25 protein-coding genes and 1 pseudogene are annotated in these 24,748 nt (G+C 40.9%); all 26 read left to right on the forward strand.

The features are described from left to right. Nucleotides 1-15: 15 nt before the first annotated feature. The 26 genes and pseudogenes from RCG24_RS02170 to RCG24_RS02295 all read left to right on the forward strand — a co-directional run bounded on the left by RCG24_RS02170 (nucleotide 16) and on the right by RCG24_RS02295 (nucleotide 24,556). Entirely contained in the window at nucleotides 16-1,077 is a 1,062-nt protein-coding gene (locus RCG24_RS02170) for a M24 family metallopeptidase (protein WP_202652745.1), read from the forward strand. Between the two features lie 21 nt (nucleotides 1,078-1,098). Further along, on the forward strand, nucleotides 1,099-1,656 hold the full coding sequence (efp, locus tag RCG24_RS02175; protein ID WP_202652642.1) for an elongation factor P: 558 nt from the start codon (nucleotides 1,099-1,101) through the stop codon (nucleotides 1,654-1,656). 167 nt (nucleotides 1,657-1,823) lie between these two features. Continuing rightward, nucleotides 1,824-2,747, forward strand: a complete 924-nt coding sequence (spoIIIAA, locus tag RCG24_RS02180) for a stage III sporulation protein AA (protein ID WP_308078209.1) — start codon at nucleotides 1,824-1,826, stop codon at nucleotides 2,745-2,747. Next, nucleotides 2,748-3,263, forward strand: a complete 516-nt coding sequence (gene spoIIIAB / locus RCG24_RS02185) for a stage III sporulation protein SpoIIIAB (protein WP_202652645.1) — start codon at nucleotides 2,748-2,750, stop codon at nucleotides 3,261-3,263. A gap of 11 nt (nucleotides 3,264-3,274) precedes the next feature. After that, nucleotides 3,275-3,478, forward strand: a complete 204-nt coding sequence (gene spoIIIAC / locus RCG24_RS02190) for a stage III sporulation protein AC (protein WP_007084610.1) — start codon at nucleotides 3,275-3,277, stop codon at nucleotides 3,476-3,478. Then, nucleotides 3,435-3,884, forward strand: coding sequence for a stage III sporulation protein AD (gene spoIIIAD, locus RCG24_RS02195; protein WP_202652647.1), 450 nt, complete (start codon nucleotides 3,435-3,437; stop codon nucleotides 3,882-3,884). The genes spoIIIAC and spoIIIAD overlap by 44 nt, the downstream gene beginning before the upstream one ends. Before the next feature lie 26 nt (nucleotides 3,885-3,910). Continuing rightward, the gene (spoIIIAE, locus tag RCG24_RS02200; RefSeq protein WP_202652649.1) at nucleotides 3,911-5,116 is read left to right on the forward strand and encodes a stage III sporulation protein AE; all 1,206 of its coding nucleotides are present in this window, start codon (nucleotides 3,911-3,913) and stop codon (nucleotides 5,114-5,116) included. An 11-nt stretch (nucleotides 5,117-5,127) separates the two neighbouring features. Beyond that, nucleotides 5,128-5,757 (forward strand): stage III sporulation protein AF, encoded by a 630-nt coding sequence (gene spoIIIAF, locus RCG24_RS02205; protein ID WP_308078210.1) that lies wholly within the window; start codon nucleotides 5,128-5,130, stop codon nucleotides 5,755-5,757. Then, nucleotides 5,750-6,400, forward strand: a complete 651-nt coding sequence (gene spoIIIAG, locus RCG24_RS02210; protein WP_202652653.1) for a stage III sporulation protein AG — start codon at nucleotides 5,750-5,752, stop codon at nucleotides 6,398-6,400. The genes spoIIIAF and spoIIIAG overlap by 8 nt, the downstream gene beginning before the upstream one ends. A gap of 15 nt (nucleotides 6,401-6,415) precedes the next feature. Continuing rightward, complete coding sequence (locus RCG24_RS02215) at nucleotides 6,416-6,976, forward strand: SpoIIIAH-like family protein (protein WP_202652655.1); 561 nt, start codon at nucleotides 6,416-6,418, stop codon at nucleotides 6,974-6,976. Between the two features lie 123 nt (nucleotides 6,977-7,099). Continuing rightward, a complete protein-coding gene (gene accB / locus RCG24_RS02220; RefSeq protein WP_308078211.1) occupies nucleotides 7,100-7,609 on the forward strand; it encodes an acetyl-CoA carboxylase biotin carboxyl carrier protein in 510 nt (169 codons plus the stop codon). Between the two features lie 15 nt (nucleotides 7,610-7,624). Next, nucleotides 7,625-8,980 (forward strand): acetyl-CoA carboxylase biotin carboxylase subunit, encoded by a 1,356-nt coding sequence (accC, locus tag RCG24_RS02225; protein ID WP_202652659.1) that lies wholly within the window; start codon nucleotides 7,625-7,627, stop codon nucleotides 8,978-8,980. Between the two features lie 20 nt (nucleotides 8,981-9,000). Continuing rightward, complete coding sequence (locus RCG24_RS02230) at nucleotides 9,001-9,408, forward strand: Asp23/Gls24 family envelope stress response protein (protein ID WP_308078212.1); 408 nt, start codon at nucleotides 9,001-9,003, stop codon at nucleotides 9,406-9,408. A gap of 162 nt (nucleotides 9,409-9,570) precedes the next feature. Beyond that, nucleotides 9,571-9,960, forward strand: coding sequence for a transcription antitermination factor NusB (gene nusB, locus RCG24_RS02235; RefSeq protein WP_202652663.1), 390 nt, complete (start codon nucleotides 9,571-9,573; stop codon nucleotides 9,958-9,960). Nucleotides 9,961-9,991: 31 nt separating this feature from the next. After that, on the forward strand, nucleotides 9,992-10,846 hold the full coding sequence (gene folD / locus RCG24_RS02240) for a bifunctional methylenetetrahydrofolate dehydrogenase/methenyltetrahydrofolate cyclohydrolase FolD (RefSeq protein WP_308078213.1): 855 nt from the start codon (nucleotides 9,992-9,994) through the stop codon (nucleotides 10,844-10,846). Between the two features lie 84 nt (nucleotides 10,847-10,930). Beyond that, entirely contained in the window at nucleotides 10,931-12,289 is a 1,359-nt protein-coding gene (gene xseA, locus RCG24_RS02245; RefSeq protein WP_308078214.1) for an exodeoxyribonuclease VII large subunit, read from the forward strand. Continuing rightward, a complete protein-coding gene (locus RCG24_RS02250; protein WP_202652669.1) occupies nucleotides 12,279-12,512 on the forward strand; it encodes an exodeoxyribonuclease VII small subunit in 234 nt (77 codons plus the stop codon). The genes xseA and RCG24_RS02250 overlap by 11 nt, the downstream gene beginning before the upstream one ends. Before the next feature lie 2 nt (nucleotides 12,513-12,514). Beyond that, nucleotides 12,515-13,408 carry a polyprenyl synthetase family protein gene (locus tag RCG24_RS02255; protein WP_308078215.1) on the forward strand — a complete coding sequence of 298 codons (894 nt, stop codon included), beginning with the start codon at nucleotides 12,515-12,517 and terminating at the stop codon, nucleotides 13,406-13,408. Between the two features lie 207 nt (nucleotides 13,409-13,615). Next, nucleotides 13,616-15,511: a 1-deoxy-D-xylulose-5-phosphate synthase gene (gene dxs / locus RCG24_RS02260; protein WP_202655284.1), complete on the forward strand. Its 1,896-nt coding sequence runs from the start codon at nucleotides 13,616-13,618 to the stop codon at nucleotides 15,509-15,511. A 3-nt stretch (nucleotides 15,512-15,514) separates the two neighbouring features. Then, on the forward strand, nucleotides 15,515-16,348 hold the full coding sequence (locus RCG24_RS02265; RefSeq protein ID WP_308078216.1) for a TlyA family RNA methyltransferase: 834 nt from the start codon (nucleotides 15,515-15,517) through the stop codon (nucleotides 16,346-16,348). A 211-nt stretch (nucleotides 16,349-16,559) separates the two neighbouring features. Next, complete coding sequence (locus RCG24_RS02270) at nucleotides 16,560-17,876, forward strand: IS1380 family transposase (RefSeq protein ID WP_308077762.1); 1,317 nt, start codon at nucleotides 16,560-16,562, stop codon at nucleotides 17,874-17,876. 482 nt (nucleotides 17,877-18,358) lie between these two features. Beyond that, nucleotides 18,359-18,808 (forward strand): transcriptional regulator AhrC/ArgR, encoded by a 450-nt coding sequence (gene ahrC, locus RCG24_RS02275; protein WP_308078217.1) that lies wholly within the window; start codon nucleotides 18,359-18,361, stop codon nucleotides 18,806-18,808. A gap of 15 nt (nucleotides 18,809-18,823) precedes the next feature. Then, nucleotides 18,824-20,512: a DNA repair protein RecN gene (recN, locus tag RCG24_RS02280; RefSeq protein WP_308078218.1), complete on the forward strand. Its 1,689-nt coding sequence runs from the start codon at nucleotides 18,824-18,826 to the stop codon at nucleotides 20,510-20,512. Nucleotides 20,513-20,625: 113 nt separating this feature from the next. Beyond that, nucleotides 20,626-21,921, forward strand: coding sequence for a SpoIVB peptidase (spoIVB, locus tag RCG24_RS02285; RefSeq protein WP_374049115.1), 1,296 nt, complete (start codon nucleotides 20,626-20,628; stop codon nucleotides 21,919-21,921). A 286-nt stretch (nucleotides 21,922-22,207) separates the two neighbouring features. Continuing rightward, nucleotides 22,208-23,003: pseudogene (gene spo0A, locus RCG24_RS02290) on the forward strand (sporulation transcription factor Spo0A). A gap of 209 nt (nucleotides 23,004-23,212) precedes the next feature. Continuing rightward, nucleotides 23,213-24,556: an ISLre2 family transposase gene (locus RCG24_RS02295; RefSeq protein WP_308077365.1), complete on the forward strand. Its 1,344-nt coding sequence runs from the start codon at nucleotides 23,213-23,215 to the stop codon at nucleotides 24,554-24,556. The last annotated feature ends 192 nt before the right edge of the window (nucleotides 24,557-24,748 follow it).

Raw genomic sequence — 24,748 nt, forward strand, 5'->3', positions numbered from 1 at the left:
AGGAGAGTGGAAATGATGGAAAAATTAGCAAAACTAAGGAAAGCTTTTGGGGAACAAGGAATTGACGGGTTATTAATTACAAGTCCATATAATCGCCGCTACATTTCCAATTTTACAGGAACTGCCGGTGTAGTATTAATTAGTTTGGACCAAGCACAATTTATTACCGACTTCCGCTACATTGGTCAGGCTTCCAAGCAGTGCGAGGGTTTTGAAATCATTAGGTTTTCTGATACGATCCCAAAAGAAATCGCCCATCAGGTGAAAAAACTGGGAATAAAAAGACTTGGCTTTGAAGAAGATTATTTAACTTATTCTTTATTTAAAGTATATGAAAAAGAAGTGAAAGCTGAACTTGTACCGATTTCAGGATTAGTGGAAAAATTACGCTTGATTAAGACTGATGCAGAGATTAAGATATTAAAGGAAGCTGCCGATATCGCTGATGCTGCTTTTAAACATATTGTTGATTTCATCCGTCCAGGAAAAACAGAGATGGAAGTGTCGAATGAGTTAGAATTCTTTATGAGAAAAGCTGGAGCAACTTCTTCTTCATTTGATACCATTGTGGCTTCAGGAGTCCGTTCTGCGCTTCCACATGGAGTAGCAACTGACAAGGTGATTGAAAAAGGAGATATGGTTACCCTCGACTATGGTGCCTATTATAAAGGGTACGTATCTGATATTACCAGAACAGTCGCTGTTGGTGAGCCTGACAGTAGACTAAAGGAGATTTATCAAATCGTTCTCGATGCACAGCTGCGTGGACTGGATGGCTTTAAACCTGGCTTGACTGGCAAGGAAGCAGATGCCTTGACTAGAGACTATATTACGGAAAAAGGGTTTGGCGATAACTACGGACACTCAACCGGTCATGGGATCGGACTTGAGGTTCACGAGGGTCCGGCCGTTTCAGCCAAATCGGATATCGTTCTTGAACCAGGTATGGTGGTTACATGTGAACCAGGTATTTATGTTCCAGGACTTGGTGGAGTTCGTATTGAAGACGATACTCTTATCACAAAAGACCACAATGAAGTCCTTACACATTCAACAAAAAATTTACTTATACTGTAAAGTCTTAGGAGGAATTTTAGTATGATTTCTGTCAACGATTTTCGTACAGGATTAACCATTGAGGTAGACGGAGGCATTTGGCGTGTCCTGGACTTCCAACATGTTAAACCTGGTAAAGGAGCGGCGTTTGTTCGTTCTAAGCTGCGCAACCTTCGCAATGGCGCGATTCAGGAAAAAACCTTCCGCGCTGGTGAAAAAGTGGAAAAGGCTCAAATCGATAACCGTAAAATGCAATACTTATATGCAAGTGGTGACCAGCATGTATTCATGGATATGGAATCCTATGAGCAAGTTGAACTTCCAGCAGCAAGCATTGAGTATGAACTGAAGTTTTTAAAAGAAAACATGGAAGTTCATATTATGATGTATCAAGGTGAAACGCTTGGGGTTGAATTACCTAACACCGTGGAATTGGTGGTAACTGAAACAGAGCCTGGTATTAAAGGGGATACTGCTTCAGGCGGTACCAAGCCGGCCACTCTTGAAACAGGACTGATTGTGCAAGTTCCTTTCTTTGTAAACGAAGGGGACAAATTAATCATTAATACCACTGAAGGAACCTACGTTTCAAGAGCATAGTTTAAAACAAGCCTGTTTGTAATAGAAGCCTGAATTCTATAATATTTAGAATTCAGGTTTTTTATTTTCCCCTATTATCATTGATAAAGAAACTCCCTTTGCAAGTCATATTGTATCCAAGCGGGCATACATTTTAATTAATGAGACAGGCATGAGGAGGAAAAACAATGGAAACGATCTTGAGCTTCTTACCAAAAAAAATTGCCGAACAAATTAATCAACTCCCGCCTAACATAAAAGAAGAATTGGAAGAGATTCGCATCCGGATCAGTCGACCGATTGAACTGACGGTAAAAGGGACGCCCCGGTTTCTACGATATATTATACAGCCGGAAGATGCCTTTCACTTAATGAATAAAATCAGTCATTTCTCTATTTATGCGTTGGAAGAAGAACTAAAGCGCGGTTATATAACCGTTTCGGGAGGACACCGAATTGGACTAGCCGGGAAGGTTATCCTAGAAGCCGGGAATGTCAAAGCAATTCGGGATATTGCTTCCTTTAACATTCGTATCGCTCGCGAAAAAATCGGTATCGCTGAATCGATTATTCCCTTTATTTTTCAAGGAAAATGGCTGAATACAATGGTCATCGGACCACCGCAAACAGGAAAAACAACCTTACTGCGTGATCTTGCCAGAATCATTTCAACCGGGAGTGAAGCAAACGGTATACCGGCTAACAAGGTTGGAATTGTCGATGAGCGAAGCGAGATAGCCGGTTGTATCAATGGTGTTCCCCAATTAACCTTTGGATACCGTCTGGATGTATTGGATGCCTGCCCAAAGGCAGAGGGCATGATGATGATGATTCGATCGATGAGTCCAGAAGTCCTAATCGTTGATGAAATAGGCCGTAAAGAGGATGCAGAAGCGATTCAAGAAGCAGTCCATGCCGGTATTAACTTGATGATGACAACCCACGGGTCAAATTTTGCAGAAATCAGCAAACGACCAACATTACAGGCCATTGTGAAACAAAAAATCTTTCAACGGTATGTCGTTTTGAGCAGAAACTCAGGACCAGGTACGATTACCGATATTTTAGATGAGAATGGCAGAGAAATACAAGTAAAAGTGAGTGTGACCTAAATGGTTAAGTTAATCGGTGCCCTATTTATTATGGCAGCAACCACCGTTATCGGATTTGAAGCCTCAAGGCACTTAAGCGACAGACCGCAGCAACTAAGGGCACTAAGGTCTGCCCTGCAGTCGCTGGAAGCAGAAATAATGTATGGGCACACCCCATTGCATGAAGCCTCCAGGAGATTGGCGGCCCAGTTGTCAAAACCGCTTTCAACCTTTTTTGACAGCTTCGCCAAGAAATTAACGGATACAGAAACAACCGTGAAAGAAGCTTGGGTAGCAAGTTTACATGAAGTTTGGAAAGCAACGGCTTTTAAAAAAAGTGAATTTGAAATCATGAGACAGTTTGGTGAAACATTAGGACGCCATGATCGCTTTTCCCAACAAAAGCATATCATGCTGACTCTTTCTCATCTCGAAAGGGAAGAAGCAAATGCCGTACAAGCACAAATGAAATACGAAAAAATGGTAAAGAGTCTTGGATTCTTGTCTGGCCTGCTACTGATTATTTTATTATTTTAGGGGGAAAAGCAATGGGTTTAGAAGTCGATATTATTTTTAAAATTGCCGGAGTTGGAATTGTTGTTGCCTTTTTGCACACGGTTCTCGATCAGGTTGGTAAGAAAGAATATGCCCAGTGGGTAACGTTATTCGGGTTTATTTATATATTGTTTCAGGTTGCTTCCATTGTCGATGACCTTTTCCAAAAAATCAAATCCGTATTTTTATTTCAATAGAAAGGAGGGCTTTGCGATTGAAATTATTAAGATTGTCGGGGTTGCCCTCATCGCCACCTTCTTGGCGCTGATAATAAAGGAGCAAAAGCCTAATTTTGCTTTCCTCTTAACCGTCTTTGCCGGCTGTGTGATTTTTCTTTTTTTAGTGGACAAGATCTTTGAAATTATTCATATGCTGGAGAGGCTGGCCATCAATGCAAAAGTAAATTTGATTTATGTTGAAACCATTCTAAAAATTATTGGAATTGCCTATATTGCTGAGTTTGCTGTCCAAATTACCAAGGATGCGGGCCAAGGAGCGATCGCTTCAAAGATAGAATTAGCTGGAAAAGTTATTATTCTCGCAATGGCCATCCCTATCCTTACCGTATTGATTGAGACCATTATCAAACTTATTCCGAGCTAATAATCGTTGTAAATGAGGTGTGAAATATGAAGCGGCGTTTGCAGACAATTCCAATGATTGTTGTTATCATCTTTTTTTGCTTTATTCCTAGTGTACAAGCCAACCAAGGGACTGAAGAGTCTAATCGAACTTTATCAACATCGCCGCAGGAACTGGTAGATAAACAGTTAGAGACATTAGATTTAACCGAGTTAAAACAATTCTGGGAGGATATATCCAATAAATACGGCGGCTTTCTTCCGGAGAGTCAGAAAGGAAGTCTATATGATTTTATTAAAGGTGATAAACACTTTTCTTTTAAAGAATGGGGCAAGGGATTTTTAAAGTTTGCCTTCCATGAATTCGTGGCAAATGGGAAATTGCTGGGTTCATTAATTATGTTAGCCATTTTTAGTATGTTTTTGCAGTCGATGCAAAATGCTTTTGAACAAAGCAATATTAGTAAAATTGCCTATGCGATTATTTACATGGTTCTGGTGATCATCGCTTTAAACAGCTTCCATGTTGCCGTTAGTTATACAAATGAAGCAATTGGCACAATGATTGCGTTTGTGTTAGCACTGGTACCACTCTTGCTTGCCTTGATTGCTGCTTCAGGAGGAATCGTCTCCGCCGCTTTTTTTCATCCGGTGGTTTTATTTTTAATGAATATGAGCGGAATGTTTATGCAGTATATTATTTTGCCGCTGTTGTTTTTAGCCACCTTGTTAAGTATTGTCAGTACGATGTCAGATCAGTATAAAGTGACACAATTGGCTGCGCTTTTACGAAACTGGAGCATTGGCTTAATGGGGCTTTTCCTGACAGTTTTCCTCGGCGTTATCTCCGTTCAGGGGGCATCAGCCGCGGTTACAGATGGAGTCGCTATTAGGACGGCAAAATTTATCACCGGCAACTTTATCCCAGTCATTGGCAGGATGTTTACCGATGCTACCGATACCGTGATTGGCGCCTCGGTTCTGTTAAAGAATACAGTTGGGATTGCTGGGGTGGCGATTCTGATGATCATCGTGGCATTTCCGGCAATAAAAATATTGCTGATTTCCTTTATCTATAAATTTGCGGCAGCGATCCTTCAGCCGCTTGGGGGCGGGCCGATTATTACCTGTCTTGATATTATCAGCAAAAGTGTCATTTATGTATTCGCTGCCCTTGGGATTGTCTCATTTATGTTCTTTTTAAGTATTACGGTCATTGTAGCGGCTGGCAACCTGACAATGATGATGAGATAGGGGGGCAAAAAATGGAATTTATCACTGAGTGGGTCACAAATATTATTCTTTTTATTCTTTTAGCCACGGTCATTGATATGCTGCTGCCAAACTCAAGTATGCAGAAATATACAAAAATGGTCATGGGGCTGTTATTAATTGCGATTATTCTAACCCCAATCCTGAAAATCATCTCCAAAGATTTTGAAGCCGCATTAACATCGATAAATTTTCAACAGCCATCGGAAGATAAAAATATGAAAAATTTAATAGATTTAAAGAAAAAAGAAATACAAGCCTCCCAGCATGCATATATTTTAGAAGAATTGGCTGGCAGGCTGAAAAAGGACGTGAAGGAGGAGTTGATGAAACAATACGGATTGGAGATAGCAGATATTGATGTAGAAGTGAATACGAAAAGTGACCAAGCAACGCTTAAAAACCTCCAAAAGGTAATGGTTCTTCTATCGCGGCCAGACACAGGCGTGAAGACAGTCGAAGCGGTTAAACCGATCGTCATTGACACAGAAACACCTCTTCCATCTAAAAAAGCAACAGAAGAAGCAAAACAAATTGCTGCATTTCTATCAGAGAAATGGAATGTAACGGAAGACACGGTTGAAGTTCAGATTGAAGGGGGGGGCAATAATAAAAATGGATAATAATAAAGGTCCATTGTCATGGTTGAAAAAACTGCTCAACTTGGACAAAACTTCTGAAAAAAAAACGGGAAAGTACCAATATATGCTGCTTGTTCTGTTAATCGGTGCAGCCTTTATGATTGTCGGAAATAGTGTTTTTAAGACAGATTCAAATTCAACTGCCATTCCGGCAGCAGCCAATGAAAAGACAAATTCAAAGGATGTCGCCGTATTTGGTCAAAAAAAGTCCTCCGGAAACAAGACCATTGCTGAATATGAAGAAAAGTATGAGACACAGCTTAAAAAAGCGCTGGAGGAAATGCTCGGTGTGGATGATGTTACCGTTATTGTCAACCTCGATTCAACCGATCGTAAAGTTTTGGAAAAAAATAAGAATACTAAATCACAAACAACGGAAGAAGGAGATCGTGAAGGCGGGCAGCGAAAGGTTCAGGAGGTTTCCACGGATGAACAGCTTGTGATTATTCGTAAGGGTGATAAAGAAGTGCCGATTGTGATTGAAACAAAGAAACCCAATGTTCGCGGCGTGCTCGTAGTAGCAAAGGGCGCTGATAATATTGAAGTGAAAAAATGGATAAAAGAAGCTGTGATAAGGGTCTTGGGAGTTCCCAGTCATCGAGTTTCAGTTATGCCTAAAAAATAAAAGGGGTGTGTTATCATGTTATTGAAAAAACAAACAGTATGGTTGTTAACAATGCTGAGTCTTGTGGTGGTATTGTCGGTGTATTACCTTACATCCCCAGAACAACAGAAAAGCGATCTAGCGGCAGTTGAGGAAAAAGCAAAGGACAAAGTGGAGAAGAACCAGGCAACACAAAAATCCAAAGCAACTGAAGAGAAGAAGGTCAATTCCACGATTGCCAGTGATGCCGAATTTGATGAATTACGAATGGACCTTCAAGATGAGCGCAGTCAAAAGGAAGAAGAATTAACGATGGAGATGGCTGCAACGAATCTGCCGGCAGATGAAAGAAGTAAAATTAAGGATCAAATGGATGAGTTACGAGAAACAGCCCATAAAGAAGAAATCCTCGAAACGATGATTAAAACAATGGGTTATGAGGACGCTCTCGTTCGTGCTGACGGTGAGAATGTAAAAGTAACGGTAAAAGCCAAGAAAAAACCATCAGCTCAAGAGGCGAATAAAATTATTCTTGAAGTAAAAAAAGAAATCGATCATGCCAATTTTGTTGCCGTAACGTACCAGCCATCTAAATAACGTTTTTAAAGGAAAGCCAGGGGCTTTCTTTTTTTCGTCTATCATTATTGAACTTTTACAGGGTATTATCGTATAGTATTAATAGTTAGTCATAATAAAAAGTCGGACAAGGGGTGTAACCTAGTGTTAAAAGTTCAAGAAATTCGTGAGTTGATTAAGTTAATCGATCAGTCCAGTATTGATGAATTTGTGTATGAAAACGAAGGTTCAAAAATCAAAATGAAAAAAACAGGCAGCGTGACGATCGCTGCCGCCCAGCCGACAGGACAAACTGTCCCCGTTGAGCCACAAACAGTTCCTGTTGAATCTGTTGTGGTACCTGCTGCAGCAGTTCAAGAAGTGAAGCAAGAAGCTCCCAAGGCAGAACCAGTTGTGGAAGAAAACACAGAAAATCTACATAAGATTACTTCGCCAATGGTCGGGACATTTTATGCCTCACCAAGCCCGGATGCGGATCCATATGTCACGGCAGGCTCAAAGGTTTCGAAGGATTCCATTGTTTGTATCGTGGAAGCAATGAAACTATTTAATGAGATTGAAGCAGAAGTAAATGGTGAAATTGTCGAAGTGCTTGTGAAAAATGGACAATTAGTGGAATATGGGCAGCCTTTATTTTTAGTTAAGCCTGAATAAGGAGCGGTAAACGGAATGATAAAAAAACTGTTAATTGCAAACAGGGGAGAAATAGCCGTTAGGATTATTCGTGCCTGCCGCGAGATGGGGATTGAGTCCGTAGCTGTGTATTCTGAGGCAGATCGCGACGCACTGCATGTCCAGCTTGCGGATGAAGCCTACTGTATCGGGCCGACATCGTCAAAGGATAGTTATTTAAACGTGACAAATATTATTAGTGTAGCAATCGCGACAGCTTGTGACGCGATTCACCCGGGATATGGTTTCTTGGCCGAAAATGCTGATTTTGCCGAGCTTTGCCGGGAATGTAATATTACTTTCGTAGGCCCGAGTCCAGAAGCGATAACGAAGATGGGGACAAAAGATATTGCCAGGGAAACGATGCGTGAAGCCGGCGTGCCAATTGTACCCGGTTCTCAAGGAATTATTCAAACGATTGATGAAGCACTTGAACTTGCTGAGAAAATTGATTATCCAGTGATTATAAAGGCTACCGCCGGCGGTGGCGGTAAAGGGATCCGCGTTGCCAGAAATGAGCAAGAATTAATTAAAGGGATCAACATAACCCAGCAGGAAGCGTTAACAGCGTTTGGCAATCCTGGCGTGTATATTGAAAAATATATTGAGGATTTTCGCCATGTTGAAATTCAAGTACTTGCCGATAATTATGGTCATGCCATCCATTTAGGGGAAAGGGATTGTTCCATTCAGCGAAGACTGCAGAAGCTGCTCGAGGAAACTCCTTCGCCTGCTCTTGATGGAGAAATTCGTGAAGAGATGGGAAATGCAGCAGTCAAAGCGGCAAAAGCGGTTGATTATTCTGGGGCCGGAACGGTAGAATTTATTTATGACTACCGTAATCGGAAATTTTATTTTATGGAAATGAATACAAGGATTCAGGTAGAGCATCCAGTAACAGAAATGGTGACAGGGATTGATCTTATCAAGGAACAGATTCGCGTAGCCAACGGTGAAAAATTATCGTTAACACAAGCTGATGTCACCTTTAATGGCTGGGCTATCGAATGTCGGATTAATGCCGAAAACCCGGAAAAGAATTTTCTTCCTTCTGCCGGTAAAATCAAAATGTATCTACCTCCTGGAGGGCTCGGTGTCCGTGTGGATTCTGCTGCTTATCCGGGGTATACAATTCCACCTTATTACGATTCAATGATTGCCAAGGTGATTGCTTATGGCGCCAGCCGTGATGAGGCGATTGCGAGAATGAAGCGGGCACTGGGTGAATTTGTCATTGAGGGAATCCATACAACCATTCCGTTCCATTTAAGACTGCTTGATCATGAAGCTTTTGTCGAAGGGAATTTCAATACCAAATTCCTTGAATTACACGATATAATGAAATCAGAATAAAAAAACTCGAGGTGTTTTAAATGAGTGAATTCAGCATTTTAGAAATGGATCAAGGAAATAACAGCCATGGGAAAATAGAAATTGCTCCTGAAGTCATTGAAGTCATTGCCGGCATTGCTGCTTCCGAGGTGGAAGGTGTGACCGGAATGCGTGGCAATTTTGCCGCTGGGGTTGTGGAACGGCTAGGGAAAAAAAACCACGGCAAAGGTGTCAAGGTTGAACTGACAGAATCGGGAATCATCATTGATGTGTATTGCCTAATGAAATTCGGTATCTCCATTCCTGCTGTTGCCGGGAAGATCCAGGAAAATATCCGTCAGGCACTGCTTAATATGACTGCTCTTGATCCAGAAGAAGTTAACATTCATATTGTTGGAGTTCAATTTGAAACACAGAAACAAGAACCGGTTGTTGAGGAAGAAGTCTAACATGCTAGCCAAAGGAGCCTATCCTTTGGTTTTTATTTTTAAAGAAAAGCCGTTTTTGTCGTGCAGTGGAAAAATAGTTATGCTATTATCGTTTTGATAAATACTATAGGATGAAAGGAAAATAAAAAAATCAGGTCTATCTTTAAAGGAGAAAACAGAATAATGAATAGAAGAACAGCGAGAGAAAAGGCATTACAGGCTCTTTTTCAAATTGACATAAGTCATAATGACCCATCTTCCGCCATTGAACATGTTCTTGACGGGAAGGCAGGTAACGATTTTTTATCAAAGCTTGTTTTCGGTGTAGTAGAGCATCAGTCGGAAATTGACCGTGTAATCAGCGAAAACCTTGAAAAGTGGTCGCTTGAGCGGTTGGCAATTGTTGACCGCAACTTGTTAAGATTAGCAGTTTATGAATTAAATTTTTTACAGAATGAGATACCAAAAAATGTAATTTTAAATGAAGCCATTGAAATTGCAAAAATATATGGGGATGACCAGTCGAGCAAGTTTGTTAATGCTGTTCTTTCAAAGATAAAGGAAAAGCTTTAGCGATTGGTCTTAAGGGGAGGATGAATGTAAAATGACCGCAGAAATTATCAGTGGTAAGGAAATTGCTGCAAAAAAAAGACTGGAGCTTGCCAAGGAGGTCGAAAAGCTCAAAGCTCAGGGGATAACCCCGGGTTTAGCCGTTATTCTTGTCGGTGATAACCATGCTTCCAAGACTTACGTCAGGAATAAGCAAAAAGCTTGTCACGAGCTAGGAATGTATTCATTACTCATTGAATTGCCTGAGGAGGTTTCCGAAGCGGAACTGCTGAAGAAAATAGACGAATTAAATCACGATCCTGTCATCCATGGTATTTTAGTCCAACTACCGCTGCCAAAACATATCGATGAGAAAAAGGTAATTGATACTATTTCTCCAACAAAAGATGTTGATGGTTTTCATCCAGTAAATATTGGAAAAATGATGACTGGAGAGAATGGTTTTCTTCCATGCACACCGTTTGGCATCATCGTGATGCTTGAGGATACAGGAATATCTGTTGCCGGAAAACATGCCGTAGTAGTTGGGAGAAGCAATATCGTTGGTAAACCCGTTGGCCAGTTATTATTGAATCGACATGCGACGGTCACTTATTGCCATTCCAAAACGGAAAACTTAAAGCAATATACAAAGACAGCTGATATCTTGGTGGTTGCAGTGGGCATTGCCAATTTTATTAAAGCAGACCACATAAAAGAGGGGGCCGTGGTGATCGACGTTGGTATGAATCGTAATGAGGCCGGCAAACTTTGTGGTGATGTCGACTTTGAGGAAGTAAGCAAGAAAGCTGGATACATAACGCCGGTACCCAATGGGGTTGGTCCGATGACGATTACAATGCTGATGTACAATACAGTAAAAGCGGCGGCTGAAAGCATCAACCGTTAACATCTTAACATGTCCTTATCATTCATGTTTCAATTCAATTGGTAAGGACAGATTTTTTTAATCGGTCACTAGGAAGGGGTTTTTATGAAGGAGCAGCGATTTTTAACTGTCAGTGCCTTAACTAAATACATAAAACGAAAATTTGATGCCGACCCACACTTAAGTGACATCCATGTCCGCGGCGAGATATCAAACTTTAAGCAGCATTCCAGCGGTCATATGTATTTTACCTTAAAGGATGAAAAAGCCCGTATTCTTGCCGTCATGTTTGCCAGCCATTCCCGAGCAATGAAGTTTTCCCCAGAAAACGGGATGAAAGTGATCGTTAGAGGCGAAATCACAGTTTACGAACCAAGCGGTCAGTATCAGATCTATGTTAAACAAATGCAGCCTGACGGGATAGGTGAATTGTTTTTAGCATTCGAACAATTAAAACAGAGATTAGAAATGGAAGGCTTGTTTGCCCCGGATAAAAAAAAGCCGCTCCCGCCCTTTCCAAAAACAATCGGCGTGATTACGTCGCCAACTGGTGCAGCAATAAGGGATGTCATTACCACTATTAAACGGCGCTATCCGATCGGCAATATCCTCGTATTTCCGGTTCTAGTTCAAGGAGACCAAGCTGCACCTTCCATTGCCAAGGCAATTGAAAAAGCCAATAATCGTACGGATATCGATATTTTAATAGTTGGGCGCGGCGGCGGTTCGATAGAGGAATTGTGGGCATTTAACGAAGAGATTGTTGCCCGCGCCATATATACGTCAACGATCCCTGTTATTTCAGCAGTAGGGCATGAAACGGATGTTACGATTGCGGATTTTGTTGCCGATTTAAGAGCTCCTACGCCGACAGGTGCTGCCGAACTGGCAGTTCCGCATATTGAGGAGTTAATGGATCGGATTTTGCAGCGCCAAACCAGGCTGATCCGAATCATGCAGGAGAAATTTCGTTTTGAAAAAGAACGCTTGCAGCGGGTACAGAAATCCTATGCCTTCCGCTATCCGCACAGGCTATATCAGCAAAAGCTCGAACAGGTTGATAAAGTAACTGAAAGGTTAGTCCGCGGAACTTCACGGTTAGCTTTATTGAAGCAGAATCAGCATGACGTTCTGTTCAAACGCTTGCAGCGCAGCCATCCGAACGAAGCGCTACAGGAAGCGGTTCTTCGTTCAGACCGGATGCAAAAAGAGTTAAAACGATCGATGACACAAATTTTCACCAAAAAACAAACAGAATTTGAACGAATGATTGCAACTTTACAAGCTCTAAGTCCATTAAAAATTATGGAGCGGGGCTATAGCTTGACTTACAATAAAGAAAAACGGCTTGTAAAAAGTGTAACGCAAATAAAGCTAGAAGATACCGTACAAATTCAATTTACTGACGGCAATGTTTTTTGTAAAGTGGAAGAAATAAAGGAGAGCAGAGTACATGACGACTGAGAATAATTTAACATTTGAAGAGGCGATGACGAAGTTGGAGGAAATCGTCGAAAAGCTTGAAGAGGGCGATGTTCCTTTGGAAGAAGCAATCATTTATTATAAACAGGGCATGGAACTATCCAAGCTTTGCCATGATAAATTGAAAAGTGTGGAAGAACAGTTAACCCAAATTATTACAGAGGATGGACAGACGGAAAGTTTTTCAATTAACGAGGAGGAGTAGCATTGGAAACTCAAGCTTTAGACTCATTTGCGAAAAAATATAAACAATTGCTTGATGTTGAGCTGCGGAATGTAATTGAAGAACTGAATGCTCCGGCTATCATAAAAGAATCAATGATTTATTCGCTTGAAGCCGGCGGAAAAAGAATTCGCCCTTTGTTATTATTTGCGACTCTTAACGCATTTGGAATTGATCCTCGAAACGGACTGCAGGTAGCTGCGGCGATTGAGATGATCCATACGTATTCACTCATTCATGATGATCTGCCGAGCATGGATAATGATGATTTCCGCAGAGGAAAGCCGACAAATCATAAAGTGTTCGGTGACGCTATTGCTACTTTAGCGGGTGATGCATTGTTAACCTACAGCTTTGAAGTGATTGGCAAAATTCCAACAGAAACAGCCTCATCAGATACAAAATTATCATTAATTGTGGAAATGGCCCAAGCTGCAGGTGCGGAAGGCATGGTTGGCGGCCAGGTTGCCGATATGGAAGGCGAGAACAAGACATTGACCCTTGAGGAGCTTGAATACATTCATATTCATAAAACAGGTAAACTGTTAAGGTTTAGTGTTATTGCAGGGGCGATTTTGGCCGGCGCACATAAAACCCAATTGGAAAACCTATCTTTATTTGCCCACCACCTTGGCCTGGCTTTTCAAATTCAGGACGACATCCTGGATTTAACAGGGAATCAACAAATATTAGGGAAGCCGGTCGGCAGCGATACGGCCAATCATAAAAGCACTTATCCACAGCTGCTTTCATTGGAAGGGGCGAAAGCGGCCTTACAACAGCAAATTCATCAAGCAAAAGATAAGCTGATCAAGACGGGCTTGGAGATCCATCTTCTTCTTGAATTAACCGACTTAGTGGCAACAAGAAACCATTAAACAACGGATGTTTGAGACAATGAGCTCACTGTGATATAATAACTTTTACGCAGAAAACGTTGTCAGGGCCGTTGCACAATGTGTAAGCGGCTATTTTTTAAGATGAAGGTCGGCGGCTATGTCTTTATTAGCTTAGGACAATGAAGCTTATTTATCCGCTGTTCCGTCTTTTTTCCCTAGAAAATGTATGAAAGTGAGTGATCCTTTATGGATCTATTATCAATAAAAGACCCGTCTTTTTTAAAAGGAATGTCAATCAAAGAGCTGGAGGTATTAAGTCAGGAGATCCGTCAATTTCTGATTGAAAAACTTTCTGTGACCGGTGGACATATTGGGCCTAATTTAGGAGTAGTCGAATTAACGATTGCTTTGCATAAATGTTTTAACAGTCCGAAAGATAAAATAATCTGGGATGTCGGGCATCAATCTTATGTCCATAAGATTCTTACAGGAAGGGCAAGTCAATTTGATACTTTGAGACAGTTTAAAGGATTGTGCGGTTTTCCGAAAAGAGCTGAAAGTGAGCATGATGTTTGGGAAACCGGTCACAGTTCAACTTCCTTGTCTGCGGCAATGGGAATGGCCATTGCCCGTGATTTAAAAAGGGAAAAGCATTATGTTGTACCAGTTATTGGCGATGGGGCATTAACAGGTGGAATGGCGCTGGAAGCATTAAATCATATCGGGCATGAGAAAAAAGATATGATTGTGATTTTAAATGACAATGAAATGTCCATTGCACCAAATGTCGGAGCGCTGCACAATATTCTCGGTCAATTGCGCACGGCAGGCAAATATCAATGGGTGAAGGATGAGCTTGAAGTATTGTTGAAAAAGATTCCTGCTGTTGGCGGGAAGTTAGCAGCTACTGCCGAAAGAATAAAGGATAGTCTTAAATATTTATTTATTTCCGGAATGTTCTTTGAAGAACTCGGCTTCACTTATCTTGGACCGGTGGATGGACATCATTTTGAAGCCTTATTGGAAAATCTCAGCTATGCGAAGAAGACAGACGGCCCTGTCCTGCTTCACGTTATTACCAAAAAAGGGAAAGGGTTCCGTCCAGCTGAAACTGATAAAAAAGGGACTTGGCACGGTACAGGGCCCTATAAGATGGATACCGGTGATTTCGTAAAACCGGCTAAAAAGCAGCCGCCGGCATGGAGCAGCCTTGTGAGTGAAACAGTTCGCAAACTGGCGCGAAGCGATAATCGAATTGTTGCGATTACACCAGCGATGCCGGTAGGGTCAAAGCTTGAGGGGTTTGCCAGTGAATTTCCCGACCGCATGTATGATGTAGGAATTGCCGAGCAGCATGCAGCAACCGTTGCTGCAGGATTGGCAACCGAAAACATGAAGCCATTTTTAGCGATTTATTCGACCTTTTTACAACGGGCATATGATCAAGTCGTTCATGATATTTGCCGGCAAAATTTAAATGTTTTTATTGGCATTGATCGTGCCGGGCTGGTTGGGGCCGATGGTGAAACCCATCAAGGTGTGTTTGATATTGCTTTTTTACGGCATGTGCCGAATATTGTCTTGATGATGCCAAAGGATGAAAATGAAGGGCAGCATATGGTTTACACGGCTTTAACTTATGATGATGGCCCCATTGCCATGAGATTTCCCCGCGGCAACGGCCTCGGAGTACCGCTTGATCAAGACCTTAAAGCGATACCAGTGGGGACATGGGAAGTGTTGAAGGAAGGCTACGATGCAGCCATTTTAACCTTTGGGACGACCATTCCAATGGCCCTGGATGCAGCGCAAATCCTTGGAAAACAAGGCATTTCCGTGAAAGTCATTAATGCCAGATTTATTAAACCGTTAGATGGCAAAATGTTAACGGCTTTATTTAACGAAAATATTCCGATTCTAACGATTGAAGAAGCAATCTTACAAGGTGGATTTGGAAGTGCTGTGCTGGAGTTTGCTCAATCCCAAGGATTTTATCATCAATATATCGACCGAATGGGAATCCCCGACCATTTTATTGAACATGGGGATGTAGCCTGCCTTTTAGAAGAAATCGGTTTAACTACTGAAGAGGTTGTTAAACGAATTTCCATCATGGCAAGGAAAAAACAACAAAGGGCGTAAAACATGAAAAACAAAGAACGTTTAGATGTTTTACTGGTAGAGAAAGGCTTGTTTGACACAAGGGAAAAAGCAAAACGAGCGATCATGGCAGGACTTGTCTATACTAATGAAGAACGCTTGGATAAACCGGGAGAAAAAGTAAAAGTTGACACTCCGCTTGTTGTAAAAGGTAATGTCTTACCATATGTCAGCCGTGGCGGTTTAAAATTGGAAAAGGCCCTGAAAGTTTTTGATGTCAATGTAACAGATAAAGTTCTGTTGGATATTGGGGCCTCAACCGGGGGGTTTACTGACTGTGCCTTACAAAATGGGGCAAAACGGTCGTATGCCCTTGATGTCGGTTATAATCAGCTTGCTTGGAAGCTGCGGCAGGATGAGCGTGTCGTGGTGATGGAGAGAACTAATTTTCGTTACGTTACACCTGCTGATCTTACGGGAGAGATGCCAAATTTTGCAACCATCGATGTTTCTTTTATCTCGCTAACGTTAATTTTACCGGTATTAAAAACACTTCTCGTTCCCGGAAGCGATATTATTGCCTTAGTAAAGCCACAGTTTGAGGCTGGCCGGGAACAAGTTGGTAAAAAAGGGATCGTCCGGGATCCTAAGGTGCATCTCCAAGTCATTGAAAAGATCATTCATTTTTCGATTGCTCAAGGATATATTGTCCGTGATTTATCATATTCTCCGATAACTGGCGGGGATGGAAATATTGAATTCCTGCTGCATCTTAGATGGGATGGGGAGAAGGAAACCGGAGTTAATCAGCTGCCAGTAACTCCTCATGAAATTGTTTCTCAAGCACATGCAGAATTTCATACGAAACAGGATAAATAGGGTAAGTGAAAAGCTTATCCTATTGTGTGTTTTTTATATTTACCGAAACCAAATAATAACCTGAATTATTCACAGTTTTTTTGAAATAGGCTGCTTTCTCCTATTTAATCAGCTTTTCAGTCGATTTTTAATGCACTTAATAAATGAAAAAAGAATCCATTTCTGATAAGGTTAAAACAACTACGAAATAACCACAGAAAGGATTCTTATAATGGCTACTTTACCGCAATTAACCCTAAATTTCAATCGTCAAATTAAATTGTCAAATGATGGAGGTTCCCTTTCTTCTGATACCGGTGAATTCATTTTTAGAGAATTCGATGAGAAAATAGGGTTTTCAGAGACATTAACTAAATACCTACAACTAAAAGACGAAAGACTCTACTTTTTTCATTCGAATGAAAACTTGCTTCGTCAAAAGATTTATCAAATCGTTGCTGGATATTCCGAAGATGATGCAGCTGATCAATTAACGAAGGATCCCGTGTTTACGCAAATCATTGGAACAGAAGCATTAGCTTCCCAACCTAGCTTATCCCGCTTTTTTGCACGGTTTGATAAGGAATCTATTGTGCAATTAAATCAAGCTAATCAAGCACTTTTAGACAAAGTGAATCAAATTAGAGAGTCTAAGGCACTTATTATCGACTTGGATTCTACACATGCCGATACGTATGGAAAACAGGAATCCACATCTTACAATTCTCATTACGGAACAGTTGGTTTCCATCCATTGGTTGCTTTTGATGGAATAACTGGTGATTTTTTAAAGGCCCAACTAAGACCGGGAAATGTCTATACTTCCAACGGTGTCGTGGAATTTGTCAAGCCTCTTATCGAACATTATAATGAGAAATTCCCAGCGATTGTCCCATTCCTACGAGGGGATAGTGGCTTTGCTGTTCCAGCTTTGTATGATTTGTGTGAGGAAGAGTCGGTTTATTATGTGATTCGTTTAAAATCAAATGCCAATTTGCAACGTCTCGCTGATGAACTACATCCTGCCTCCATTCCAGCCGATACAACAAAACCAGAGATTTATTATGAGGAAACCGAATATCAAGCAAAATCATGGTCTAAGCCTAGAAAAGTTATCATCCAATCTGTTCGCCCTGCGGGCGAATTGTTTTTCACGAATTCATTTTTTGTAACGAACTTGATAGACGCATTTTCCCCGAAGGATATCGTGAATGCGTACAAAAAAAGAGGCACAATGGAAAACTATATCAAGGAAGCTAAGAATGGATTTGGTTTGGATAAAATGAACAGCCATTCTTTTCAAGTAAATGAATCCAAGATGATGTTGAGCTTGTTGGCATATAACCTAACAAATTGGCTTCGTACGCTTTGTTTTCCAGAGGGACAAAAAAGCATACAAATCGAAACCATTCGAACAAGACTGATAAAGGTCGCAAGTAAATTAGTGAAATCAGGACGATCACTTTACTTTAAGTTGTCTTCCAGTTTTGTGTACCAAGAATTCTTTTGGAAAGTATTACAGAGAATTCAACTGCTAAAGCTGGAATAAAACTTATCTGCTATCTAATTTGGGCTGTGTTAATGTGCGATTTTGATTTTTACACACTGTTGATTGAAGTGGAGGGCGCTTGACTCCTGCGGGATGTAGAGGAAAAGTCGAGACCCCACAGGCGGAACGCCGAGGAGGCTCGACTTCCTCCCTGCGGAAAGCAAGCGCCCGGAACGGAAATCAACAGACAAATGTAATGCAGCCAATATTTAAAAACAACTTTCAAGACCAAGGGAGTAGTATGCTCAAAAACCTAACATTTTAAGACATGCCACTTAGCGATTTCCATGAATAGGTAACTTACAAATAAATTAATGGCAATTGTGCACCAAATTGAATTTCTAGATTTCTTTTTATTGACTAATGTGCAGGTATGAATAATTCAGGAATAAATATACAATTTCGGGAAAATGGGCTAACATAAAGATGAAGCGGCCTTTATCGCCGAAGCGCTATAAAAATACGTTGGGGTGACAAAATGAATGAATAAAGGACAACGACACATCAAAATTAGGGAGATTATTGCCAGCCAGGATATCGAAACGCAGGATGAGTTAGTCGATGCATTAAAGGCAGAGGGCTATAATATTACCCAGGCTACCGTCTCCCGTGATATTAAAGAATTACATCTTGTGAAGGTTCCTTTAAGTGATGGACGTTATAAATATAGTTTGCCGGCAGATCAACGATTTAATCCATTACAAAAATTAAAAAGAGCACTTATTGATGCGTTCGTTAGACTTGATTCGGCTGGTCATTTATTAGTCATGAAGTGTCTTCCTGGCAATGCAATGGCGATCGGTGCCTTAATTGATCATTTAGATTGGGAAGAAATCCTTGGAACGATATGTGGTGACGATACGATTCTGATTATTTGCCGGACGTCTGAGGATATTGAAATCGTTTCGAAACGGTTCCTAGAGATGCTTTAATGGGGGGAGTGTTCCTTGCTAGCAGAACTTTCAATTAAAAATTTTGCAATCATTGAAAAGGTATCGATTTCCTTTGAAAAGGGGCTGACCGTGTTAACCGGCGAAACCGGTGCCGGGAAGTCAATTATTATCGATGCCATTCATTTGTTGACAGGCGGGAGAGGATCGGCAGAATTTGTCCGGCATGGGGAGGATAAGGCTGAAATAGAAGGCTTATTTCAAATTGATAATCCCAATCATCCTGTTTACGGCAAGACGCTCGAATTTGGCATCGATATCGAAGAAGGAATGGTTATCTTAAGGCGTGATATTTTTCGTTCGGGAAAAAGTGTCTGCCGGATCAATGGCAAGTTAGTAACGATCTCCATTCTTCGCGAAGTGGGGGCAACACTGGTTGATATTCACGGGCAGCATGAACATCAAGAACTAATGGATGAGACAAGACATTTACCGTTACTTGATCAATTTGGTGCCGGGGAGATTGCAGCTTCCTTGCAGGAGTACCAGCAAATATTTCATCGCTTTGAACAGACGCAAAGCCGGTTAAAGGCGCTGAGCGAAAATGATCGGCAAATGGCACATAGGCTGGATTTAATCCAATTTCAATATGATGAAATCCAAAAGGCAAATTTAAAGCTCAATGAGGATGAAGAGCTGCTTGAAGAAAAAAGGAAACTGGCGAATTTTGAAAAAATTTATGAAGCGATTCAATTAAGCTTTTCCGGCCTGCAAGGTGAACAAAGAGGGCTGGATTGGATCGGCCTGGTTATGGGACATATGGAAAATGCCGCCTCGCTGGATGCATCTTATAAGGAATTATATGAGGCAGTTGCCAACAGTTATTACCAATTAGAAGATACTGCCCGATCATTAAGAAATCAATTGGATATTTTAGAGTATGATCCGCAAAGGTTAAATGAAATTGAAGATCGCTTAAATGAAATCAACCAGTTAAAGCGAAAATACGGGAAAACAATTCCGGAAATATTAGAATATGCAGCCAAAATTGAAGAGGAAATCGAAACCATTCAAAATAAAGAAACACATATAACTGAATTGGAAAAGGAACTGAACTCCATTAAAAAAGATTTGAGAATTGAAGCCAAACAGCTGACAGAACTTCGCCATAAATGGGGAGAAAAGCTGACAGGATTGATACATAAAGAACTAAAAGATTTGTATATGGATAAAACCGTTTTTGAAATACGCTTTGAAACGGAACAGGATCATTTTTCCAGAAATGGCGCAGACCATGTTGAATTTTATATTTCGACCAATCCTGGTGAACCATTAAAGCCTTTAACAAAAATTGCCTCGGGTGGCGAATTGTCTCGGATTATGCTGGCATTAAAAAGTATTTTTTCCAAGCACCAGGGTGTTACCTCGATAATATTTGATGAGGTGGATACCGGAGTAAGCGGCAGGGTTGCTCAGGCCATTGCTGAAAAGATTTATAAAGTGGCGCTCGATTCTCAGGTCTTATGCATTTCCCATTTGCCTCAGGTTGCTGCCATGGCCGACACCCATTTGTTTATATCTAAGATGATTAAAGAAGGTAGAACATCAACGGCTGTAACCGCATTAACTGAACAAGAGAAAATTAAGGAAATCAGCCGGATGATTTCCGGAGTAGAAATTACCGATTTGACAAAGCAGCATGCAGAGGAGCTACTTCATCTGGCAGCGGAAACAAAAAGAACTTGAAAAGCTATCCAACTTGGGTAGCTTTTTTATATCAAACGAAGTTATAAATGGCTGTTAAGGAGGCAAAATTAATGATGTAGCCATTTTTTTAGCAGCAAATAGAAGCGAGGAGAGTGAAAAGTTTGAAGCTAGAGATTATTAGAAAAATTATTGGTGGAATTCTCCTTGTTTCATTAATCAGTATTATTTTTTTTCACCCATTGCGGCAATATGTAAGTATCCCAAAGACATTGTTTCTGTTTGAGGGACAGAAATATAGCCTAAACAAGGCTGCTCCGGTTACAGCCAGACTAGCATCTAATTCAAATATTTCACTTAATCAGGAAAAACATTCGGTCTCTTTACTGGCAATGGAAACAGGCAAAAATGAAATGCTGTTGGAATATGCCGGGATTCCGATTAAAAAGGTCGATGTAAATGTATTAAAAGATTTTCGGGTATTTCCAGGCGGCCAGTCGATCGGTGTTAAATTAAATACAGTTGGCGTCTTAGTGGTTGGTCACCACTTAGTGAATACACCAGAAGGAAAAAAATCTCCAGGTGAACTGGCTGGAATCAAAGTTGGAGATATTATTACCGAAATAAACGGAAACAAAATTGAAAAAATGACAGATGTTGCCCCATATGTGCAGGCTGCAGGTCAAAACAAGAAAGCCTTGAACTTGGTCATCAGCAGAGAAAATGGAAAATTCTCAACAAAGCTAACCCCATTAAAAGACAAGACCGAAAATTCCTATAAACTGGGATTATATATTAGGGATTCGGCAGCAGGAATTGGTACCATGACTTTTATTCACCCACAAACCAAAAAATATGGAGCCCTTGGCCATGTGATTTCAGATATGGATACAAAGCGGCCCATTGTAGTGGAAGATGGACAAATTGTTCGATCAACTGTTACCTCCATTGAAAAAGGGAGTAATGGCGACCCGGGAGAAAAACTCGCCCGTTTCTCCAATGATCGTGAAATTGTCGGAAGCATTAATAAGAATAGCCCCTTTGGGATATTTGGAAAATTAAATCGGGATTTGTCCAATGGCATCATGGATAAGCCGCTGCCTATTGCATTATCTCATCAAGTTAAAGAAGGTCCGGCGAAAATTTTGACGGTCGTAAATAATGACAAGGTGGAAGAATTTAATGTGGAAATTGTCAGTACAATACCGCAAAAGTTTCCTGCTACGAAAGGCATGGTCATAAAAATAACCGACCCTAAGCTTTTAGAAAAAACAGGTGGAATTGTTCAAGGGATGAGCGGCAGTCCGATTATTCAAGATGGAAAGCTGGTTGGTGCTGTCACTCATGTGTTTGTCAATGATCCAACTTCGGGGTATGGGGTCCATATTGAATGGATGCTGAATGAAGCAGGAATTAATATATATGAAATGTCAAAACATAAAGCGAGTTAATTCAAAAACAGCACAGAAAGCAAAATAGGTCTTATTTCCTATTTTGCTTTTTGATTTAGCAGTGAATATTCGACAACGAGTTTGCGGATTTATAGGAAATCTGCGATTTACGTCGAAATAAAGAGAAATACGAAGAAAAGATAAGATTTTTTCCCTATTTTAAGAAAAATAAAAAAAATGAAAGGAATTTTAATTGCATTGTCGAATTTCTAATTTAGAATAGTAGGTAAGAAAGAAAACAGTCATGAATAATTAGAAATTGGATATACTTGAGGAGGAACTGAAGTTGAAGAAGATCAAAGTCTGTGTCGTGGATGACAATAGAGAACTAGTAGGATTGTTAGAGGAATATATTTCCTCTCAGAGATGATATGGAAGTGGCAGGAACCGCTCATAATGGTCAAGAATGTTTAGAAATGCTTAAAACCACTGACCCTGATGTGTTAGTTTTAGATATTATTATGCCACATTTGGATGGCTTAGCCGTTCTTGAGCGACTTCGTGAAATGAAAAAAGGAATACTGCCAAATGTCATCATGTTAACAGCGTTTGGTCAGGAAGATGTGACGAAAAAGGCAGTCGAACTAGGTGCCTCCTACTTTATTCTAAAACCATTTGATATGGAGAATTTAGGCAATCACATTCGCCAAGTCAGTGGTAACAGCCAATCGATGACGGCTCGCAAAGGTTCATCACCAACCTATCGTTCCCAAACGGAATCGAAGCCGAAAAATCTGGATGCCAGCATTACCAGCATTATTCATGAAATCGGTGTTCCGGCACACATTAAGGGCTATTTATATTTACGTGAAGCCATTGCCATGGTTTTTAACGATATTGAGCTGTTAGGGTCAATTACAAAAGTTTTATATCCGGATATCGCTAAAAAATATAACACCACTGCCAGCAGGGTTGAACGGGCAATCCGTCACGCAATCGAAGTAGCCTGGAGCCGTGGAAATATTGATTCAATCTCTTCTTTATTTGGATATACTGTCAGCATGTCTAAAGCAAAACCAACAAACTCCGAGTTTATTGCCATGGTAGCAGATAAATTGCGCTTGGAACATAAAGCTTCTTAAAAGTCAAAAAGCCTCATGGTTGGTATGAGTAAAATTAATGTGGGCAAAATTTAACCCCTTCATTTGGTGAGGGATTGTCAGATCGCTCACCAAATGAAGGGGCCACCAAGCGAAAGCGCGGTAGTGTTCTAAGCTAAATACATGAAAAAGAGGGCTACTCCTTGGTAGAATCATAGTCGACCAAACCCAATCCAAAGGAGGAAGCCCTCATGCAAAAGAATAGCACAATATATCCCAATTTAAAACAGATTGAACAATTAGTTTGGAGGCAATTACAGGAAACCTTCTCAGGGGTTATGAAGACTCTTTTAGAGGACATGGACCAACAGATTGCCGAAGAGCGTAATAAAAAGCGTTATCGTCTACTCGATAAGCGTACCACCACGTTAGACAGCCTTTTTGGGGAAATCACGATTGAACGGAACTATTACCGTGATAGAGAGAAAAATGAATATGTCTATCTCCTTGATCGTTATTTGGAATTTGAAGGGGCAGGTACCTTCAGTCCCCTTATTGAGGAAGCCGCTCTAGAGCTTGCCATTACAGGGCCTTCTTACCGAAAGGCCGCAGAATCGCTTGAAACACTTTTAGGTTACCGTGTGATCAGTCACGAAGCTATACGTCAACATCTGTTACAGGTTGCCAGTATTCCAAAAGAGCGTCAGCCTATACACCGCTCAGTGTTATTTGTGGAGGTGGACGGTATATATGTGAAACGTCAGGGAAAAGGAAAAAGAGGAAAGGAAGAAAAAATAGCAGCGGTTCATCAAGGCTGGGAAATTAACGGAAAACGGGTAAGTTTAAAAGATAAACGGCATTTTATTCACCGTGGGAAACAGCCCTTTTGGGAGGCGTTTGAGGACTTTCTCATCGAGAATTTCGAGTATGACCCCACTGTCCACAAACTGGTGATAAACGGTGATGGTGCTAGTTGGATCACAGCCTGCCGTGAGCATTTCAAGGACAGGGCTTTCTTTTCGATTGACCGATTTCACGTGGCACGAGATATTCGCAGCCTGTTCCGTAACCACCCTCGCTATCGCCAAATGCAAAAGGCTCTCGCGTCCTATGACAGTCAGAAACTACTTACAGAATTAAATAGTGCCGTCGGAACTCTTGAAACGAGGGAACAAGAAGAACGGCTGGACCAGTTGCTTCGTCAGCTCGAAAAGTACCCCGAAGCCCTCAGGGATTATCGAGAATGGCTTAAAGAGCAGGGGATTGAGACATCTGGAATGAGACCAATGGGAAGTGCAGAGGGAACAATGAGAGTCTTCGCAAAAAGGCTCAAAAATGGGCGTAGTTGGGTGGAAAAAGGCGTAAGTGCCATGATCACCGGATTGGTGGCATTCCTCGATCATTTAGCTTTGAGAACACTATTCGGGCGAGTGGAAAGATGGACAGAAACCAAGGAAGAAAAGAACCCCCCGAGACATTATGTGGAAAAGGTGAAAAGCACGATTGGTGAAGCTACAAGGGATAATATCCTTTACCTAAAAGGCAAGGCGAATATTCCAGTGTACAAAGCATTAAAAGAGTTGGCCGGTTTTTAAAAAAGACAAATTTTCTATCAAGAGAGCACTCTAAATAAGTGAATCCGCTTTCACTTCTGTGGAGATAAAAAAACTGCCCACAAATACTTGACTCAAACTCATGGTTGAGGCTTTTTGACTTTTAGCAAGATTTAATTTTTAATGAGAATAAACAGGCGCATATGCATAATCTGTTCTATAGGAAATTTTCAA

This window comes from Neobacillus sp. OS1-32 (assembly GCF_030915425.1).
GTDB lineage: Bacteria > Bacillota > Bacilli > Bacillales > Cytobacillaceae > Neobacillus > Neobacillus paridis.